Source organism: Pseudomonas caspiana, assembly GCF_040224095.2.
Classification (GTDB): Bacteria; Pseudomonadota; Gammaproteobacteria; order Pseudomonadales; family Pseudomonadaceae; genus Aquipseudomonas; species Aquipseudomonas caspiana.
In genome coordinates this window covers 4,202,661-4,218,633 of record NZ_CP167995.1, presented here as the reverse complement: position 1 = coordinate 4,218,633, position 15,973 = coordinate 4,202,661, and the positions used below count along the sequence as shown (strand labels likewise).

Below are 15,973 nucleotides of genomic sequence, written 5' to 3'. Positions count from 1 at the left end.
CCATGACCAACACTGTTTGCGCCATCGTGCTCGCTGCCGGAGAAGGTACTCGGTTTCAAGCCATTGCCGGAGAAGGTCAGAGCAAGTTGCTGGCTCATTGCATTGGTCGTGATGGAGTAGAGCGTCCGGTGCTGGAGCAGGCACTCGTTAATCTGCAACGGGTTGCCGACAAGGTTGTGGTGATTACCCGACCTGATTCTCCAAAGGTCATCGCACTTGCCCATCAATATCACTGCGAGCTGGTCATGCTGGCTTCGGCGGGCATGGGTGACAGCATCGCGGCGGCTGTGGCTGCCGAGCCTGATCATCGTGCCTGGTTGATCGTTTTAGGCGATATGCCGTTTATCCTGCCTCAAACCCTGCATAAGGTAGCTGCTTCATTGGAGGGCGGTCGGATTTCTGTACCTGTCCTGAGTGGCGAACTGGGTCATCCGGTGGGTTTTGGTAATCAATATGGTCCTTCGCTGATGGCATTGAGCGGTGATCAGGGCGCACGACGATTGTTCAAGGAGGGCTGCGTTCAGCAGGTCGAAGTGGATGATCCGGGCGTGCTGTGGGATGTGGATGTGCCGGATCGATTGATGTTTGTCCTGTGACGGGGCACTTCCAGGCTGATCTCAATCCTGTAGGAGCTCACCGAGGTTACGAGGCCAGCGATAGCGGTTTGTCTGACACGCCGCGATTGCTGGCCTCGTAAACTCGGTGATCTCCTACATATCCGGGCAACTTTTGGATGCGCTGCATTTTATGTAGGAGCTGCCGAAGGCTGCGAAAGCGGCCTTCCTGATACACCGCCATCGCAGCCTTCGGCAGCTCCTACAGATCACTCGCCCACAAAAAAGCCCCACCTGCTTTCACAGGTGGGGCTTTTTTATTCAGTCAAGAATCAAGCGAGGGGTTTAGGCTCGGTGCTCTCTTCCTTGGCTTCGTGGTGCTGCGTGACTGCTTCGTCAGTCGGCTGCGGGTTCTGCTCGGCAACCGGAGCAGGTTCTACTGCCTCGACTGCTGGTTGAACCGCTTCGACTTCAGTTGCCACAGGGGCTGCAGTATTGGCTGCGGCCTCTTCAGCTTCCTTCTGCAGACGCTCGGCTTCGCGCTTGCGACGACGCACTTCACGTGGATCGTTTGGTGCGCGACCGTTGCTGCTCATCGGCAGGGCAGGGGCTTCAGCGACAGCCACTGCTGCTTCGGCCGTAGGCGGAGTCGCGACGACTTCAGGCGCGGCGTACGGAGCTGGCTCCTCGGCAACGACTGGCGCTGGCGTTGGCAGCTCAGCCGATTCAGAGGCCGGAGCCTCTTCACGGGCTGGAGTAGCTTCTTCGACCTGTGGCGCTGGTGTAGGCGACGGCTCTGGCGTTGGCGTGAACGGCACAACACGTTCGGCGTGCGGCGCTTCGAACAACTCAGTCTGTGCTGCCAGAGCTGGCGCCTCTGCAATCACTTGCGGAGCCGCTTCAACGACCTGCTGCACTTCTACGTCCGGAGCGGTTTCAGCTTTCGGCGCCTTGTCAGCAACCGGGGCTTCTACGGCAGGCGTTTCAACGGCTGGCGCTTCGAACGCTGGAGTCTGAATCGAAGGGGTCTCGATCACAGCTTGCGGTACGAACGAGGAGTCAGCTGAGTCAACGGTTGCAGTCGCACGCTCGGCCTGGCGGTGAGCTTCGGCTTCTGCAGGTGCGCTGATGACGCTGCTGGCAACAGCTGCGGTTGCTGCGGTGATAGCCAGACCGGCTGCCACTTCAGTGTTGGCGGATTCGCTGCCTTCTTCTTCGGTGCCTTCCGAACCTTCGATCACATTGCCGTTTGCGTCACGCTGACGCTCACGACGGTTGCTGCGGCGACGCTGACCACGGGAGCGGCGGCGAGGGCGATCGCCTTCTGCACCGTCCTGATGATCGTCAGTTGCCAGTTCTTCATTTGGCAGCACTTCATCTTCGCTGACCGCGGCAGCGGCCTGCTCTGCACGTGGCTGGCGTTCTTCACGAGGTGCGCGTGGTTGGCGCTCTTCGCGCGGGGCGCGCTCCGGGCGGTCTTCACGTGGCGCTGCGTCGGCTGCGGGAGCGGCATCCAGCGGCTCGCGCAATTCGCGAACGCGTTCTTCACGTGGCTTGCGGTCTTCACGAGGAGCACGTGGTGTGCGTGCACGCTCCTCACGTGGAGCGCGGGCCGGACGTTCTTCACGCGGTGCTGCGCCGTTCTCTTCAGCGGCCTCGCGTGGAGCGCGCGGTGCACGTTCTTCACGAGGTGCGCGTTCCTCACGCGGTGCACGCTCTTCGCGTGGAGCACGTTCGGCGCGCTCTTCACGTGGTTTGCGTTCTTCGTCGCGACGGTTGTTGCGGCCACGGCTTTGTTGGCGACTGTTACGGCGTTCTTCGTTACGGGCTGGGCGCTCGGCAGCTGGTTTCTCAACCACGACCGGGGCGGCTGGCTCTTCCTTGGTGGCGAACAGGCTTACCAGGGACTTGACCAGGCCTTTGAACAGGCTTGGCTCGTGAGCGGCCGGAGCTGGAGCGGCAGGCGCGGCTTCAACCGGAACCGGAGCGTTGGCGCGCGGCGGAGCGGTTTTAACGGCGGCTTCCTGACGAACCAGTGTGCGGGTAGCAGCAGCTGGCTGAACTTCTTCCACTTCAGCAGCGGCAGCAGCGATTTCGTAGCTGGACTGCAGCGTGTGAGCTTCCGGGCTGTCATCACGCAGGCGCTGAACTTCGAAGTGCGGCGTTTCCAGGTGATCGTTCGGCAGGATGATGATGCGGGCACGAGTGCGCAATTCGATCTTGGTGATCGAGTTGCGTTTTTCGTTGAGCAGGAAAGCGGCAACCGGAATCGGCACTTGGGCGCGAACTTCGGCAGTGCGGTCTTTCAGGGCTTCTTCTTCGATCAGGCGCAGGATGGCCAGCGACAGCGATTCAACGTCACGGATGATGCCGGTGCCGTTGCAACGCGGGCAGACGATGCCGCTGCTTTCGCCCAGAGATGGACGCAGGCGCTGGCGGGACATTTCCAGCAGGCCGAAGCGCGAGATGCGACCGACCTGAACGCGGGCGCGGTCGGCTTCCAGGCTTTCGCGGACTTTTTCTTCCACGGCGCGCTGGTTCTTGGCCGGTGTCATGTCGATGAAGTCGATGACGATCAGGCCGCCGATGTCACGCAGACGCAATTGACGGGCGATTTCTTCAGCCGCTTCAAGGTTGGTCTGCAGAGCCGTTTCTTCGATGTCGCTGCCTTTGGTGGCGCGCGCCGAGTTGATGTCGATGGACACCAGGGCTTCGGTTGGATCGATAACGATGGAGCCACCGGAAGGCAGTTCAACGACGCGCTGGAAGGCGGTCTCGATCTGACTTTCGATCTGGAAGCGGTTGAACAGCGGAACGCTGTCTTCGTACAGCTTGATCTTGCTGGCGTACTGCGGCATTACCTGACGGATAAAGGTCAGCGCTTCTTCCTGGGCTTCGATGCTGTCGATCAGTACTTCGCCGATGTCCTGGCGCAGGTAGTCGCGGATGGCGCGGATGATGACGTTGCTTTCCTGGTAGATCAGGAATGGGGCAGCGCGATCCAGCGAAGCTTCTTTGATGGCGGTCCAGAGTTGCAGCAGGTAGTCGAGGTCCCACTGCATTTCTTCGCTGCTGCGGCCCAGGCCGGCAGTACGAACGATCAGACCCATGTCAGCTGGAGCGATCAGGCCGTTCAGCGCTTCGCGCAGTTCGTTGCGCTCTTCGCCTTCGATGCGGCGCGAGATGCCACCGGCACGCGGGTTGTTTGGCATCAGGACCAGGTAACGACCGGCCAGGCTGATGAAGGTGGTCAGGGCTGCGCCTTTGTTGCCGCGCTCTTCCTTTTCGACCTGAACGATGACTTCCTGGCCTTCGCTCAGGACGTCCTTGATGTTGACGCGGCCTTCAGGGGCTTTCTTGAAGTACTCGCGGGAGATTTCTTTGAGAGGCAGGAAGCCGTGGCGCTCAGAGCCGAAATCGACAAAGGCAGCCTCAAGGCTGGGTTCGATACGAGTGATCCGGCCTTTATAGATATTGGCCTTCTTCTGCTCGCGGGCACCGGACTCGATGTCCAGGTCATATAAGCGCTGGCCGTCTACCAGTGCAACGCGCAACTCTTCGGGTTGAGTTGCGTTAATCAACATTCTTTTCATGTAGTACCGTCGGTTTCCGGGCTGCCGGAAACGGCGTTCGGCACACACGACTTCTCACGGTCGGTGTCAGGGCACGTCAGGAGTGGTTGGACACTCCAGTGTCTAGCGAGATTGCCGACCAACGGGGCCGGAGTCGCGACGACGTTTCCTGCTTGCTGTGGTGACAAAAGACACCCTTTCAGCAAAAGCTTTGTCAGGAGGAGGAATCGACCATCGGTAGCGGACGAGATGAAGCGTCTAAAACAAGCCTTGTGCTACACAGTCCGATGGTTGTGCGTCTCCACCCTACACGTATCCCTGATAATTCGGGTGCTGCCGCGCGCTGAATCCGCAACGGGTTGGCATTTACCGCGGCCTTCCAGAGGGAGGGTCGCGCATCATGGCTTAAGGCGTTTGTTTCCGAAACATTCGCTCGGAGTGTCTGTAAACGACTGCACTTTGTGAACTGGCCGTGATTTTTTAGCTCTGAAGGCGAGTGATAACTCTGCGATCTGGCGTCTATCAGGCCTCATGTCACCTGCGCTTGTAACGTTTGCAACCAATCCGTTGTCACCGAAAGCCCCGTAGGACGGCCTCGCGTCCTCGTGAATTGCGTAGGGCAGGGCCGGTCATAAACCGTTTGTCCGCTGTCCAGGCCGCTTTTGGCGGCGTTCGCGACTATAGCAGCAATCATTAAGTGCTTCAAATCCATAAAAAATTGTTATGATTTGCGCCATGACGAATATCACCCCTCCAACCCCCGGCGTCCAGCTGGTAGAGGTTGCGCCGGAATATGCCGGTCAACGTATCGATAACTTTCTTGTCACTTTCCTCAAAGGCGTGCCCAAGACCCTGATCTACCGCATCTTGCGCAAAGGCGAAGTGCGGGTGAACAAGGGGCGGATCAAGCCCGAGTACAAGTTGCAGGCAGGCGACATTATTCGAGTTCCGCCGGTGCGCGTGCCTGAGCGCGACGAGCCTGTGCCTGTAGCTCAAGGTCTGTTGCAGCGCCTTGAAGCGGCGATTGTCTATGAAGACAAGGCGCTGATCGTGCTCAACAAGCCTGCGGGCATAGCCGTGCATGGCGGCAGCGGGTTGAACTTCGGTGTCATCGAGGCATTTCGCCAGATGCGCCCGGATGCGAAAGGGCTAGAGCTGGTTCACCGTCTGGACCGCGACACTTCCGGGCTGTTGATGATCGCCAAGAAGCGCAGCATGTTGCGTCACTTGCATGAAGCGCTGCGTGGCGACGGCGTCGACAAGCGTTACATGGCGCTGGTCCGCGGTCGCTGGGATACCGCTCAGAAGCGGGTCAGTGCTCCGTTGCTCAAGAGTAATCTGCGCTCCGGCGAGCGCATGGTCGAGGTCAATGACGAGGGCAAGGAAGCACTGACGATTTTCAAAGTGCTGCGCCGCTTCGGTGACTTCGCCACCATGGTCGAGGCCAAGCCGGTGACCGGTCGTACTCACCAGATTCGGGTGCACACGCTGCACGCCGGTCATGCTATTGCGGGTGACACCAAGTACGGTGACGAGGATTTCAGTCGCGAGATTCGTGATCTGGGTGGTAAGCGCCTGTTCCTGCATGCTTACATGCTGACCGTGCCGCTGCAGGACGGTAGCGAGCTTAAATTGCAGGCGCCCGTGGATGAGATGTGGGCCAAGACAGTGGAGCGTTTGAGTGCGACCTGATTTTGAATCATCGAAGTACGATTTGTTGATTTTCGACTGGGACGGCACGCTGGCTGACTCAATCGGCCGTATCGTCGCTGCCATGCGCGCTGCAGCCGTCGAGAGCGGCAGACCGGAACGTGACGAGCATGCCATCAAAGGCATCATCGGCCTGGGTTTGCCCGAGGCGATTCGCACGCTTTATCCGGATATCACCGCCAATGACCTGATCGACTTCCGCCAGCATTACGCCGACAGCTATATGGCAATGGATAATGACGTCGCGTCGCCTTTATTCGATACGGTGCGCGAATCCATTGAAGGTTGGCGCGCTGAGGGTTACAAGCTGGGCGTGGCAACCGGCAAGGCGCGTCGCGGTCTTGATCGTGTGCTCAAGGCTCATGACTGGCTCGACTATTTCGACATCACCCGAGCGGCGGATGAAACCGCCAGCAAGCCTGATCCTCTGATGCTGAATGAAATTCTTCAGCATTGCGGTGTTGAGCCGGGGAGGGCGTTGATGGTGGGCGATTCCTCTTTCGATCTGCTGATGGCGCGTAACGCGGGTATGGACTCCGTGGCGGTGGGCTATGGCGCCCAATCGTTGGAGTCATTGCGTACTTATGAGCCGCAGTTGGCTATCGAGCATTTTTCCGAGCTGCGTACCTGGTTGGGTAAGCGCAGCGATCAGTCTTCATTGTTGGGGTAGTCAGTAAATGTCGGACGAATGGAAAGCACCGGTTTCCCAGGACAAGGATGAGGTCGCAGACAGCAAGGCTGATGCGAAGAGCTGGAAGCTACTGGAAAAAACCCTGTTGGCAGGGATTCAGGAGCAGCGTCGGTCGCGCCGCTGGGGCATTTTCTTCAAGTGCCTGACCTTCCTTTATCTGATCACGGCACTGTTTCTGTTTACGCCGCTGGGTGATTTCGAGAAAAGCGCCTCGCGCAGCGCAAACCACACTGCGTTGATCCAGATCGAAGGCATGATCGCCGACAAGGAGCCAGCCAGCGCCGATAACATCGTTGGCAGCCTGCGCGCAGCCTTCGAGGACCCGAAGACCAAGGGCGTGATCCTGCGCATCAACAGCCCAGGTGGCAGCCCTGTGCAATCGGGTTACGTCGCTGATGAGATCCGCCGCCTGCGCGCCGAGAAACCGGAGATCAAGGTCTATGCCGTGATCACCGACCTGGGCGCCTCGGGTGCCTACTACATCGCCAGCGCGGCTGACCAGATCTACGCCGACAAGGCCAGTCTGGTGGGTTCAATCGGCGTCACTGCGGCAGGCTTCGGCTTTGTGGGTGCCATGGAAAAGCTGGGGGTTGATCGTCGGACCTACACGTCAGGCGAACACAAATCGTTCCTGGATCCGTTCCAGCCGCAGAAAGCAGACGAAACCGCATTCTGGCAAAGCGTGCTGGACACCACTCACCGCCAGTTCATCGCCAGCGTGAAGCAGGGTCGAGGCGATCGCCTCAAGGATAAAGATCACCCTGAACTGTTCTCCGGGCTGGTCTGGACGGGCGAACAAGCCCTGCCGCTGGGCCTGATTGACGGACTGGGCAGCTCCAGCTACGTCGCGCGTGAAGTCATCGGCGAGAAAGAAATGGTCGATTACACCGTACAGGAGTCCCCGTTTGATCGCTTCTCGAAAAAACTGGGCGCCAGCGTTGCCGACCAAATCGCAATGTGGGCAGGCTTCAAAGGGCCGACGCTTCGCTGATTGCGATTCGTAGCCAACAAAAACCCGACCATTGGTCGGGTTTTTTGTTTCTGCTGCCGGTTCGGCAGCTTTAAACAGCTAGGTCGGCTATCAGGCCGCCACGCTTTTGATTTTGATCTGAGGCGCCCCGTTAAATCACGCTGGCTGAACGCAGATTCTGAAGCGTGGGTAACCCGGCAGGACGCCGGGTTAGCCGCATTGGGCCATGGATGGCCCGTTGCGGCGGCCCACGGTTCAGGATCTGTGTTCGGGTACACCGAGCGACAGCGAGGTGCCAAGTGGTGGGGCAAGAGCCTTTTGGTTACTTTTGGGCTCCTTTCAAAAGTGACGCGCTGTAAAAGCGCAACCATTAGCAGTCCTCACCGAAAAAACGGATATACACACAATAATTAACGCAGTGTGAAATTAAGGCAACTGCACACCTTCCTTTATAAGCATATCCACCAACCGAATCAGCGGCAGCCCAACCAAACTCGTAGCATCACTCCCCTCAGTACTCTGAAACAGACTGACACCCAACCCCTCAGCCTTGAAACTACCCGCGCAATCAAAAGGCTGCTCAGCGTGCAAATAACGCTCAATACTCCCCTCATCCAACGAGCGCATATGCACCGTAAACGGCACATGATCAACCTGACAACCACCTGTCGAACTATTAAGCAGCGCAAGACCGGTCAGAAAGACCACGCTGGACCCGCTGGCCGCACTCAACTGCTCCCGGGCACGCTCAAAAGTATGAGGCTTACCAAGAATCCTGCCGTCCAGCACCGCAACCTGATCCGAACCAATGATCAAATGCCCAGGATATTCAGCCGCAAGGGCCCGGGCTTTCTCCTCAGCCAGGCGACGAACCAACTCGATCGCACCCTCATCGGGTCGGTGACTTTCATCTATATCAGGCGAGGCGCAGACGAACGGCAGCCGCAGTCTGGCAAGCAATTCCCGGCGATAAGGTGAGCTGGAAGCAAGAAGCAAAGGCAACATGCGGTTCTCCAAAAAGTGAAAACCGATTCTAATCAGTCTTGTGCAGGATTATTGGCCTGAATTTCCTTTGACATGCCTTGGGGTCGTCCCTAGAATGCTGCGCCTATGTTGAATGACCCGATTCCACCTCACGTTGACCCGCGCAAATTGGCTGATCGTGGCACTACCCTTCAAGGTGAAGTGCTGCTGGCCGATTTGGAGAGACTCTGCGACCCGCTTTCCGACACTGTCGGTACGGTGCAGGCTAAATTCATTTTTGAGCGTGACGAACGTCGCTCCGTGGTTATCCACAGTGCAATCGACGTCGAAGTCAAAATGGTTTGCCAGCGTTGTCTTGAGCTGGTCACCCTGCCGATCCACAGCGAGTGCAGTTACGCTGTAGTGAAGGAGGGTGCGAATACCCAGTCGTTACCGAAAGGTTATGACGTGCTGGAACTGGGCGAAGATCCATTGGATCTGCTGGCACTGATCGAGGAGGAGCTTTTGCTCGCCTTGCCCATTGTGCCTGCTCATCATCCGGAAGAATGCCAGCAGCCGGCGGGTCTCGATGAGCCCGAACCGAGCGTGGACGAGGTAACGCGGTCCAACCCGTTCAGTGTATTGGCGCAGTTAAAGCGTGACCCAAACGTTTAGGAGTTAATCAATTATGGCTGTTCAGCAGAACAAAAAATCCCGCTCTGCCCGTGACATGCGTCGTTCGCACGACGCTCTTGAGGCAAGCACTCTGTCGGTAGAAAAGACCACTGGTGAAGTTCACCTGCGTCACCACGTTTCGCCGGAAGGTGTTTACCGTGGTCGTAAAGTGATCGACAAGGGCGCTGACGAGTAATTTCTTGTCCGCTCCGATCATCGCGATCGACGCAATGGGCGGGGACTTCGGTCCCCGCAACATTGTTCAGGCTAGCCTCGCGTGCCTGTCTGCTACGCCCTCGCTTCAACTGATCCTTGTGGGTCAAGCCCCCCTTATTGAAGAACTCGTCGCCCGCCATTCTGGTGTGGATCGCTCACGTCTGCGCATTGTGAATGCCAGTGAGGTGATCGCCATGGATGAACGGCCGTCTCAGGCGTTACGTGGCAAGCCTGACTCTTCGATGCGCGTGGCGCTGGATCTGGTGGCGAGCGGGCAGGCACAGGCGTGTGTCAGTGCCGGGAATACCGGTGCGTTGATGGCGCTTTCGCGTTTTGTCCTGAAAACCCTGCCAGGCATTGACCGTCCTGCGATGGTTGCGGCCATTCCTACCCAGCGTGGCTATTGTCAGCTGCTGGATTTGGGGGCGAATGTCGATTGCAGTGCCGAAAATCTCTATCAGTTTGCTGTGATGGGAGCGGTGGCGGCCGAGGCGTTGGGTGTGGTGAGGCCAAAAGTCGCGCTGCTCAACGTCGGGACCGAAGACATCAAGGGTAATCAGCAGGTCAAGCTGGCTGCGAGTCTTTTGCAGGCGGCGCCGGGTCTGAACTACACCGGCTTTGTCGAAGGTGACGGGATGTATCGCGGCCAAGCCGATGTTGTGGTCTGTGACGGTTTCGTCGGCAATATCGTGCTTAAGTCCAGCGAAGGGCTGGCAAGCATGATCGCCGCGCGAATTGAAACCTTGTTCAAGCAAAATCTGCTGTCCAGGACGGTCGGCGCGCTGGCGATGCCCTTGCTCAAGCGCCTGCAGGCTGATCTGGCGCCGGCACGGCACAACGGGGCAAGCTTTCTCGGTTTGCAGGGCATTGTGGTCAAGAGCCATGGCTCTGCCAGTGTGCAGGGTTTTCAGAGTGCGATTCAGCGTGCGCTGATCGAGATTCAGGAAAACCTGCCGCAGCGCTTGCACGGACGCCTTGGTGAGCTGTTATAGGCTTTCTCTGGCGACGTTTACGGTTCGCGTCCGCTAGAATGTGACGCTGCTGACTGACCGGTCATCAAAACCGGCAAGTTGCTTCAATTTGAATTTCTCGCACTCGGCCTTGGCCGGGTGTTTATTTCGACGACCATAATCAGGGGCTTGTTTAATGTCTGCATCCCTCGCATTCGTCTTTCCGGGTCAAGGATCGCAATCGCTCGGCATGCTCGCCGATCAGGGCGCACAGCATCCGCTGATCCTCGATACTTTCGCGCAGGCATCCGATGCCTTGGGTTATGACCTGTGGGCGTTGACTCAGGCAGGTCCTGCCGAGTCGCTCAATCAGACCGACAAGACCCAGCCTGCAATCCTCACTGCTTCGGTTGCCTTGTGGCATGTGTGGCTGGCTGAAGGCGGTACGGTTCCTGCTTTTGTCGCCGGTCACAGCCTGGGTGAATACAGCGCGCTGGTAGCAGCTCAAAGCTTGAGTCTGGCCGACGCAGTCAAGCTGGTTGAGCGTCGTGGTCAGTTGATGCAGGAAGCTGTTCCGGCGGGGCAGGGCGGCATGGCTGCGATTCTCGGTCTGGACGATGCTGATGTTATCGCTGCCTGCGCCGAAGCGGCTCAGGGCGAAGTGGTCAGCGCGGTCAATTTCAACTCGCCGGGTCAGGTTGTGATTGCTGGTTCCGCCGAGGCTGTAAAGCGTGCCATGGAGCTGTGCAAGGCGCGTGGCGCCAAGCGTGCATTGCCATTGCCGGTCAGTGTTCCTTCGCACTGCGAGCTGATGCGTCCAGCGGCCGAGCGCTTTGCCGAGTCGATCGAAGCGATCGAGTGGCAAGCGCCGCAGATTCCGCTGGTACAGAACGTCAGCGCCAGTGTGGTGACCGATTTGGGTACGTTGAAAACCGATTTGCTGCAACAGTTGTACAAGCCGGTCCGCTGGGTCGAATCGATCCAGGCTCTGGCTGCAAATGGCGCTACCCAGTTGATTGAGTGTGGCCCGGGCAAAGTCCTGGCTGGTCTGAACAAGCGTTGCGCCGAAGGCGTGACGACCTACAACCTGGATACCCCAGACGCCTATGCCGCCGCCCGTGCGGCACTGGCCTGATTAGGAGAGCTTGCATGAGCCTGCAAGGTAAAGTTGCACTGGTGACCGGTGCCAGTCGCGGTATTGGTCAAGCCATTGCCCTGGAATTGGGTCGTAATGGTGCTGTTGTGGTCGGAACGGCTACATCCGAGTCCGGTGCCGAGCGCATCAGCGCAACGTTCAAGGAAAACGGTATCGAGGGCTTCGGCCTGATGCTGGACGTCTGCAGCGCCGAATCCGTGGATTCCGTGCTGTCGCAGATTCAGGAGCGCGTTGGCGCACCGTTGATTCTGGTCAATAATGCCGGTATCACTCGTGACAACCTGATGATGCGCATGAAAGACGACGAGTGGAATGATGTCGTCAACACCAACCTGAACAGCCTTTTCCGTCTGTCCAAGGGCGTTTTGCGTGGTATGACCAAGGCGCGTTGGGGTCGAATCATCAGTATTGGTTCTGTTGTGGGTGCCATGGGCAACGCAGGCCAAGTAAACTATGCCGCCGCGAAAGCGGGTCTGGAAGGTTTCAGTCGCGCATTGGCGCGTGAAGTGGGTTCGCGTGCGGTAACCGTCAATTCGGTAACCCCTGGTTTTATCGACACCGATATGACCCGTGAGCTACCTCAGGCGCAACGCGATTCCCTGACGGCACAGATTCCTCTGGGTCGCCTGGGGCAGGCAGAAGAGATTGCGCATGTTGTCGCTTTTCTTGCCTCGGAAGGTGCAGGCTACGTTACCGGGGCTACAATCCCCGTTAACGGCGGCATGTATATGTGATCGCCCGTTTCAAAAAAATGTAATACGGGCTGTCTAAAATCCGTTATAAAGCTGAAATCTTTTAATGGGCAGAGGGGTGATGGGCGTATCGGGAAATGCGTTTAGCTTGAAATACGCAAATCCTCTTCTATACACTTACCCATCGGCCAGCTGCCTGAATTTGTCCACTAGGAGTTAAAACACGGTATGAGCACCATCGAAGAGCGCGTCAAGAAAATCGTTGCTGAGCAACTTGGCGTCAAATCTGAGGAAGTTGTTAACACTGCTTCCTTCGTTGAAGACCTGGGTGCCGACTCCCTTGACACCGTTGAGCTGGTAATGGCTCTGGAAGAGGAATTCGAGACCGAAATCCCTGACGAAGAAGCCGAGAAGATCACCACTGTTCAAGCTGCTATCGATTACGTTACTGCCCACCAGGCGTAACATTCAGTAATCGTTGCTGGGTCATGGGAAAACCGCACTGCCTTACCGGCGTGCGGTTTTTTCTTTAAAACGATGTCCTGTGATGTCCTGTCGTAGTCAATGAGAGAAAAGGAGAGTCCTGTGTCGCGTAGACGCGTCGTGGTCACCGGTATGGGTATGCTGTCGCCATTGGGTACGGATGTGCCGAGCAGTTGGCAGGGTATTCTGGCTGGTCGCAGTGGCATTAACCTTATCGAACACACAGACCTTTCGGCTTACACCACCCGCTTTGGCGGTTCGATCAAGGGCTTCAACGTCGAAGAGTATCTGGCGCCCAAAGAGGCTCGCCGGCTCGATCTATTCATCCAGTACGGTCTCGCTGCCAGCTTTCAGGCTGTGCGTAATTCCGGCCTGGAAGTCACCGATGCAAACCGTGAGCGCATTGGCGTTGCCATGGGTTCTGGAATTGGTGGCCTGACCAATATCGAAAACAACAGCCGTTCTCTGCATGAGCAAGGGCCAGGGCGTATTTCGCCGTTTTTCGTGCCGGGTTCGATCATCAACATGATTTCCGGTTTCCTGTCGATCCATTTGGGTACACAGGGACCTAACTACGCCATTGCGACTGCCTGCACCACGGGTACGCATTGCATTGGCATGGCAGCACGCAACATTGCCTACGGCGAAGCCGATGTGATGATTGCGGGCGGCGCCGAGATGGCGGCCTGCGGGTTGGGTATGGGGGGCTTTGGTGCTTCCCGTGCGCTGTCGACCCGCAACGACGATCCGACGCGTGCCAGCCGTCCCTGGGACAAGAGTCGTGATGGTTTTGTCCTGTCCGATGGTTCCGGTGCGTTGGTTCTTGAGGAGCTGGAACATGCCAAAGCGCGCGGCGCGACGATTTATGCCGAGCTGATCGGCTTTGGCATGAGCGGTGACGCCTACCACATGACCTCGCCGCCAGACGACGGCGCCGGTGCTGCCCGCTGCATCCGTAATGCGCTGAAAGACGCCCAGGTCAACACTGATCAGGTTCAGTACATCAACGCCCACGGCACCTCGACCATGGCCGGTGACCTTGCCGAAGCCAATGCGATCAAGAGTGTATTTGGCGATCACGCCTACAAACTGGCGGTCAGCTCCACCAAATCCATGACCGGTCACTTGCTGGGTGCCGCCGGTGCGGTTGAAGCTATCTTTAGTGTGCTGGCGATCAACGGCCAGGTAGCGCCGCCGACCATCAACCTTGATGAGCCGGGCGAAGGCTGCGATCTGGACTTCGTACCGCACGAGGCGCGCAACATGCCCATCGATGTGGTGATCTCCAACTCCTTCGGTTTTGGTGGTACCAACGGCTCTCTGGTGTTCCGCCGGTTCGCTGAGTGATGCCAGGCTGGGTCGATGGATGTCCGGCCGACACGCTTTCTGTCAGGAATAGAGGGCTGGCTTACGGAGATGGGCTCTTTGAGACCATCGCCGTAAGGGCGGGGCAACCATCGCTCCTGGATCAGCACATGCGGCGCTTGCTGCGCGGCTGTGATCGTCTCGGTATCAAAGCTGATCAGATTCTGATTCGTAACGAGTTGCTGGCTTTTGCCCAACAGCTCGGCGATGGCGTCATGAAGTTGATTCTTGCCCGGGGCGATAGTCAGCGCGGTTATGCCCCGGATCCGCACTCCCAACCGCTAAGAATTCTTCAGGGCAGCCCGCTGCCTGTCTATCCGGCCGCTCATGCAGAGCAGGGCATTCGCTTGTTTCCCTGTGTCACTCGTCTGGCTGAGCAACCTTTGCTGGCGGGTTTGAAGCATTTGAACCGTCTCGAGCAAGTGCTTGCCCGTTCGGAATGGCAGAGCCCCGAATTTGCCGAAGGGCTGATGCGTGATCTTTCCGGGAGGATTATCGAAGGGGTTTACAGCAATCTGTTTGTAGTCCGCGATAACGTGCTGCTCACGGCAGACTTGAGTCGTAGCGGCGTTGCCGGAGTGATGCGTGGCGAGCTCCTGGAACAAGCGCCGAAGCTTGGTATTCAGCTCGAAGTTCGTGATCTGCACATGGCTGATCTGGAACATGCTGACGAAGTATTTGTCTGCAACAGTGTCTACGGCGTCTGGCCGGTGTGCGGGTTCGAACAGCTGAGCTGGTCGGTTGGGCCGCTCACCCGTAAACTGCAGCGCACAGCTCTTGCCCTTCTGGATATCGCTTAGTGATTCGAAAATTTTTGCTGTTGCTGGAAACGGGGCTGGTCCTGGCAGGTCTTGGGCTGGGTTATGCGTACTGGCAGCAGAACGAGGCATTGCATCAACCCTTGAACGTCACCCAGGAACAAATGCTGGACGTTCCTGCCGGTTCGACACCGGGTGGTCTGCTCAATCGTTTGCAAACTGACGGCGTGATCAAGGACGCTTTCTGGTTGCGGCTGTACTGGCGCTTCAACCTGTCGGATGAGGCCCTGCACAGTGGCGAATACCGCATGACGCCAGGCATGGACGCACAGTCTTTGCTCGCTCTGTGGCAGCGCGGCGAAGTCGTGCAATACAGCCTGACACTGGTCGAAGGCTGGAATTTCCGTCAAGTGCGTGCCGCGTTGGCCAAGCAAGCCAAGCTTGAGCAGACGCTGGGTAATCTCAGCGACGCTGAGCTGATGGCTAAAATCGGTCATCCGGATGTTTTTCCCGAAGGGCGGTTCTTTCCGGACACTTACCGCTACGTACGCGGTATGACTGACGCTGAAATCCTCAAACAGGCTTACAAGCGTCTCGACGAAGTGCTGGAAGATGAGTGGGCCAAGCGTGCGGCGGATGTGCCGTATACCGATTCTTATCAAGCGCTGATCATGGCGTCGCTGGTTGAAAAAGAGACCGGAGTCCCGCAAGAGCGCGGCCAGATCGCCGGTGTTTTCGTTCGCAGGCTGGCCTTGGGCATGTTGCTGCAAACAGATCCAACGGTGATCTACGGTCTGGGTGAGCGTTACACCGGCAAACTGACGCGTGCGCATCTGAAAGAGCCGACGCCTTACAACACCTACGTCATCGCAGGCTTGCCGCCGACCCCTATCTCGCTGGTAGGGCGTGAAGCCATTCATGCAGCGCTCAATCCCGTGGCGGGTCGCAGCTTGTACTTCGTTGCCCGAGGCGATGGCAGTCATGTATTTTCCGACAACCTGGATGCGCATAACGCCGCTGTCCGTGAGTTCCAGCTCAAGCGCCGTGCCGACTACCGATCGAGTCCGGCTCCGGTCGTAACTCCTGTTGTGCCGGCAACACCTGCGGACCCTGTTCCGGCGGTGGAGCCGAATCCTGCGACAGCTGACGAATCGAAATCTGAAGAAAACGCGGCGCCGAGCGAGCAAAAATCACAATGAATTTAATTGAGTACAGCCT

The 15,973-nt window shown here is 57.9% G+C and carries 15 protein-coding genes; 13 read left to right on the top strand and 2 right to left on the bottom strand.

All coding sequences use genetic code 11. The annotated features are described in order from the left end of the window. Positions 1-2 precede the first annotated feature (2 nt). On the top strand, positions 3-596 hold the full coding sequence (locus ABRP31_RS19160; protein WP_349972939.1) for a nucleotidyltransferase family protein: 594 nt from the start codon (positions 3-5) through the stop codon (positions 594-596). Positions 597-886: 290 nt separating this feature from the next. Here the strand turns inward: ABRP31_RS19160 and rne are convergent, their stop codons facing one another. Then, on the bottom strand, positions 887-4,138 hold the full coding sequence (rne, locus tag ABRP31_RS19155) for a ribonuclease E (RefSeq protein ID WP_349972973.1): 3,252 nt from the start codon (positions 4,136-4,138) through the stop codon (positions 887-889). A gap of 723 nt (positions 4,139-4,861) precedes the next feature. Between rne and rluC the strand changes: the two genes are divergently transcribed. From rluC to ABRP31_RS19140, 3 genes are read left to right on the top strand one after another with little or no spacing between them, the layout of a single operon-like run. Continuing rightward, entirely contained in the window at positions 4,862-5,818 is a 957-nt protein-coding gene (gene rluC / locus ABRP31_RS19150) for a 23S rRNA pseudouridine(955/2504/2580) synthase RluC (RefSeq protein ID WP_349972941.1), read from the top strand. Further along, a complete protein-coding gene (locus ABRP31_RS19145; protein ID WP_349972943.1) occupies positions 5,808-6,506 on the top strand; it encodes an HAD-IA family hydrolase in 699 nt (232 codons plus the stop codon). The genes rluC and ABRP31_RS19145 overlap by 11 nt, the downstream gene beginning before the upstream one ends. A gap of 7 nt (positions 6,507-6,513) precedes the next feature. Beyond that, entirely contained in the window at positions 6,514-7,518 is a 1,005-nt protein-coding gene (locus tag ABRP31_RS19140; protein ID WP_087265494.1) for a S49 family peptidase, read from the top strand. 405 nt (positions 7,519-7,923) lie between these two features. Here the strand turns inward: ABRP31_RS19140 and ABRP31_RS19135 are convergent, their stop codons facing one another. Next, complete coding sequence (locus ABRP31_RS19135; RefSeq protein WP_349972945.1) at positions 7,924-8,502, bottom strand: nucleoside triphosphate pyrophosphatase; 579 nt, start codon at positions 8,500-8,502, stop codon at positions 7,924-7,926. A gap of 105 nt (positions 8,503-8,607) precedes the next feature. On the opposite strand from ABRP31_RS19135, the gene ABRP31_RS19130 reads away from it, so the two are divergent. From ABRP31_RS19130 to mltG, 9 genes are all read left to right on the top strand, one after another. Beyond that, positions 8,608-9,135, top strand: coding sequence for a YceD family protein (locus tag ABRP31_RS19130; protein ID WP_122664942.1), 528 nt, complete (start codon positions 8,608-8,610; stop codon positions 9,133-9,135). A 13-nt stretch (positions 9,136-9,148) separates the two neighbouring features. Further along, a complete protein-coding gene (rpmF, locus tag ABRP31_RS19125) occupies positions 9,149-9,331 on the top strand; it encodes a 50S ribosomal protein L32 (protein WP_003179396.1) in 183 nt (60 codons plus the stop codon). A gap of 4 nt (positions 9,332-9,335) precedes the next feature. Beyond that, positions 9,336-10,343, top strand: a complete 1,008-nt coding sequence (plsX, locus tag ABRP31_RS19120; RefSeq protein ID WP_349972947.1) for a phosphate acyltransferase PlsX — start codon at positions 9,336-9,338, stop codon at positions 10,341-10,343. 154 nt (positions 10,344-10,497) lie between these two features. Further along, complete coding sequence (gene fabD, locus ABRP31_RS19115; RefSeq protein ID WP_349972949.1) at positions 10,498-11,436, top strand: ACP S-malonyltransferase; 939 nt, start codon at positions 10,498-10,500, stop codon at positions 11,434-11,436. A 14-nt stretch (positions 11,437-11,450) separates the two neighbouring features. Then, on the top strand, positions 11,451-12,191 hold the full coding sequence (gene fabG, locus ABRP31_RS19110) for a 3-oxoacyl-ACP reductase FabG (RefSeq protein WP_087265499.1): 741 nt from the start codon (positions 11,451-11,453) through the stop codon (positions 12,189-12,191). Positions 12,192-12,377: 186 nt separating this feature from the next. Then, positions 12,378-12,614 (top strand): acyl carrier protein, encoded by a 237-nt coding sequence (gene acpP / locus ABRP31_RS19105; protein WP_087265500.1) that lies wholly within the window; start codon positions 12,378-12,380, stop codon positions 12,612-12,614. A 120-nt stretch (positions 12,615-12,734) separates the two neighbouring features. Further along, a complete protein-coding gene (gene fabF, locus ABRP31_RS19100) occupies positions 12,735-13,979 on the top strand; it encodes a beta-ketoacyl-ACP synthase II (protein ID WP_087265501.1) in 1,245 nt (414 codons plus the stop codon). Continuing rightward, the gene (pabC, locus tag ABRP31_RS19095) at positions 13,979-14,797 is read left to right on the top strand and encodes an aminodeoxychorismate lyase (protein ID WP_349972952.1); all 819 of its coding nucleotides are present in this window, start codon (positions 13,979-13,981) and stop codon (positions 14,795-14,797) included. Before fabF ends, pabC begins: the two co-directional genes overlap by 1 nt. Then, positions 14,797-15,954: an endolytic transglycosylase MltG gene (mltG, locus tag ABRP31_RS19090; protein WP_349972954.1), complete on the top strand. Its 1,158-nt coding sequence runs from the start codon at positions 14,797-14,799 to the stop codon at positions 15,952-15,954. Before pabC ends, mltG begins: the two co-directional genes overlap by 1 nt. Positions 15,955-15,973: the final 19 nt, after the last annotated feature.

What these genes read in the sequence shown, in the direction of transcription:
- rluC (WP_349972941.1), top strand. Translation starts at nt 4,862, where the DNA reads ATGACGAATATCACCCCTCCAACCCCCGGCGTCCAGCTGGTAGAGGTT.
- rne (WP_349972973.1), bottom strand. Translation starts at nt 4,138, where the DNA reads ATGTTGATTAACGCAACTCAACCCGAAGAGTTGCGCGTTGCACTGGTA.
- pabC (WP_349972952.1), top strand. Translation starts at nt 13,979, where the DNA reads ATGCCAGGCTGGGTCGATGGATGTCCGGCCGACACGCTTTCTGTCAGG.
- rpmF (WP_003179396.1), top strand. Translation starts at nt 9,149, where the DNA reads ATGGCTGTTCAGCAGAACAAAAAATCCCGCTCTGCCCGTGACATGCGT.
- acpP (WP_087265500.1), top strand. Translation starts at nt 12,378, where the DNA reads ATGAGCACCATCGAAGAGCGCGTCAAGAAAATCGTTGCTGAGCAACTT.
- ABRP31_RS19135 (WP_349972945.1), bottom strand. Translation starts at nt 8,502, where the DNA reads ATGTTGCCTTTGCTTCTTGCTTCCAGCTCACCTTATCGCCGGGAATTG.
- fabD (WP_349972949.1), top strand. Translation starts at nt 10,498, where the DNA reads ATGTCTGCATCCCTCGCATTCGTCTTTCCGGGTCAAGGATCGCAATCG.
- ABRP31_RS19130 (WP_122664942.1), top strand. Translation starts at nt 8,608, where the DNA reads ATGTTGAATGACCCGATTCCACCTCACGTTGACCCGCGCAAATTGGCT.
- ABRP31_RS19160 (WP_349972939.1), top strand. Translation starts at nt 3, where the DNA reads ATGACCAACACTGTTTGCGCCATCGTGCTCGCTGCCGGAGAAGGTACT.
- fabG (WP_087265499.1), top strand. Translation starts at nt 11,451, where the DNA reads ATGAGCCTGCAAGGTAAAGTTGCACTGGTGACCGGTGCCAGTCGCGGT.
- ABRP31_RS19140 (WP_087265494.1), top strand. Translation starts at nt 6,514, where the DNA reads ATGTCGGACGAATGGAAAGCACCGGTTTCCCAGGACAAGGATGAGGTC.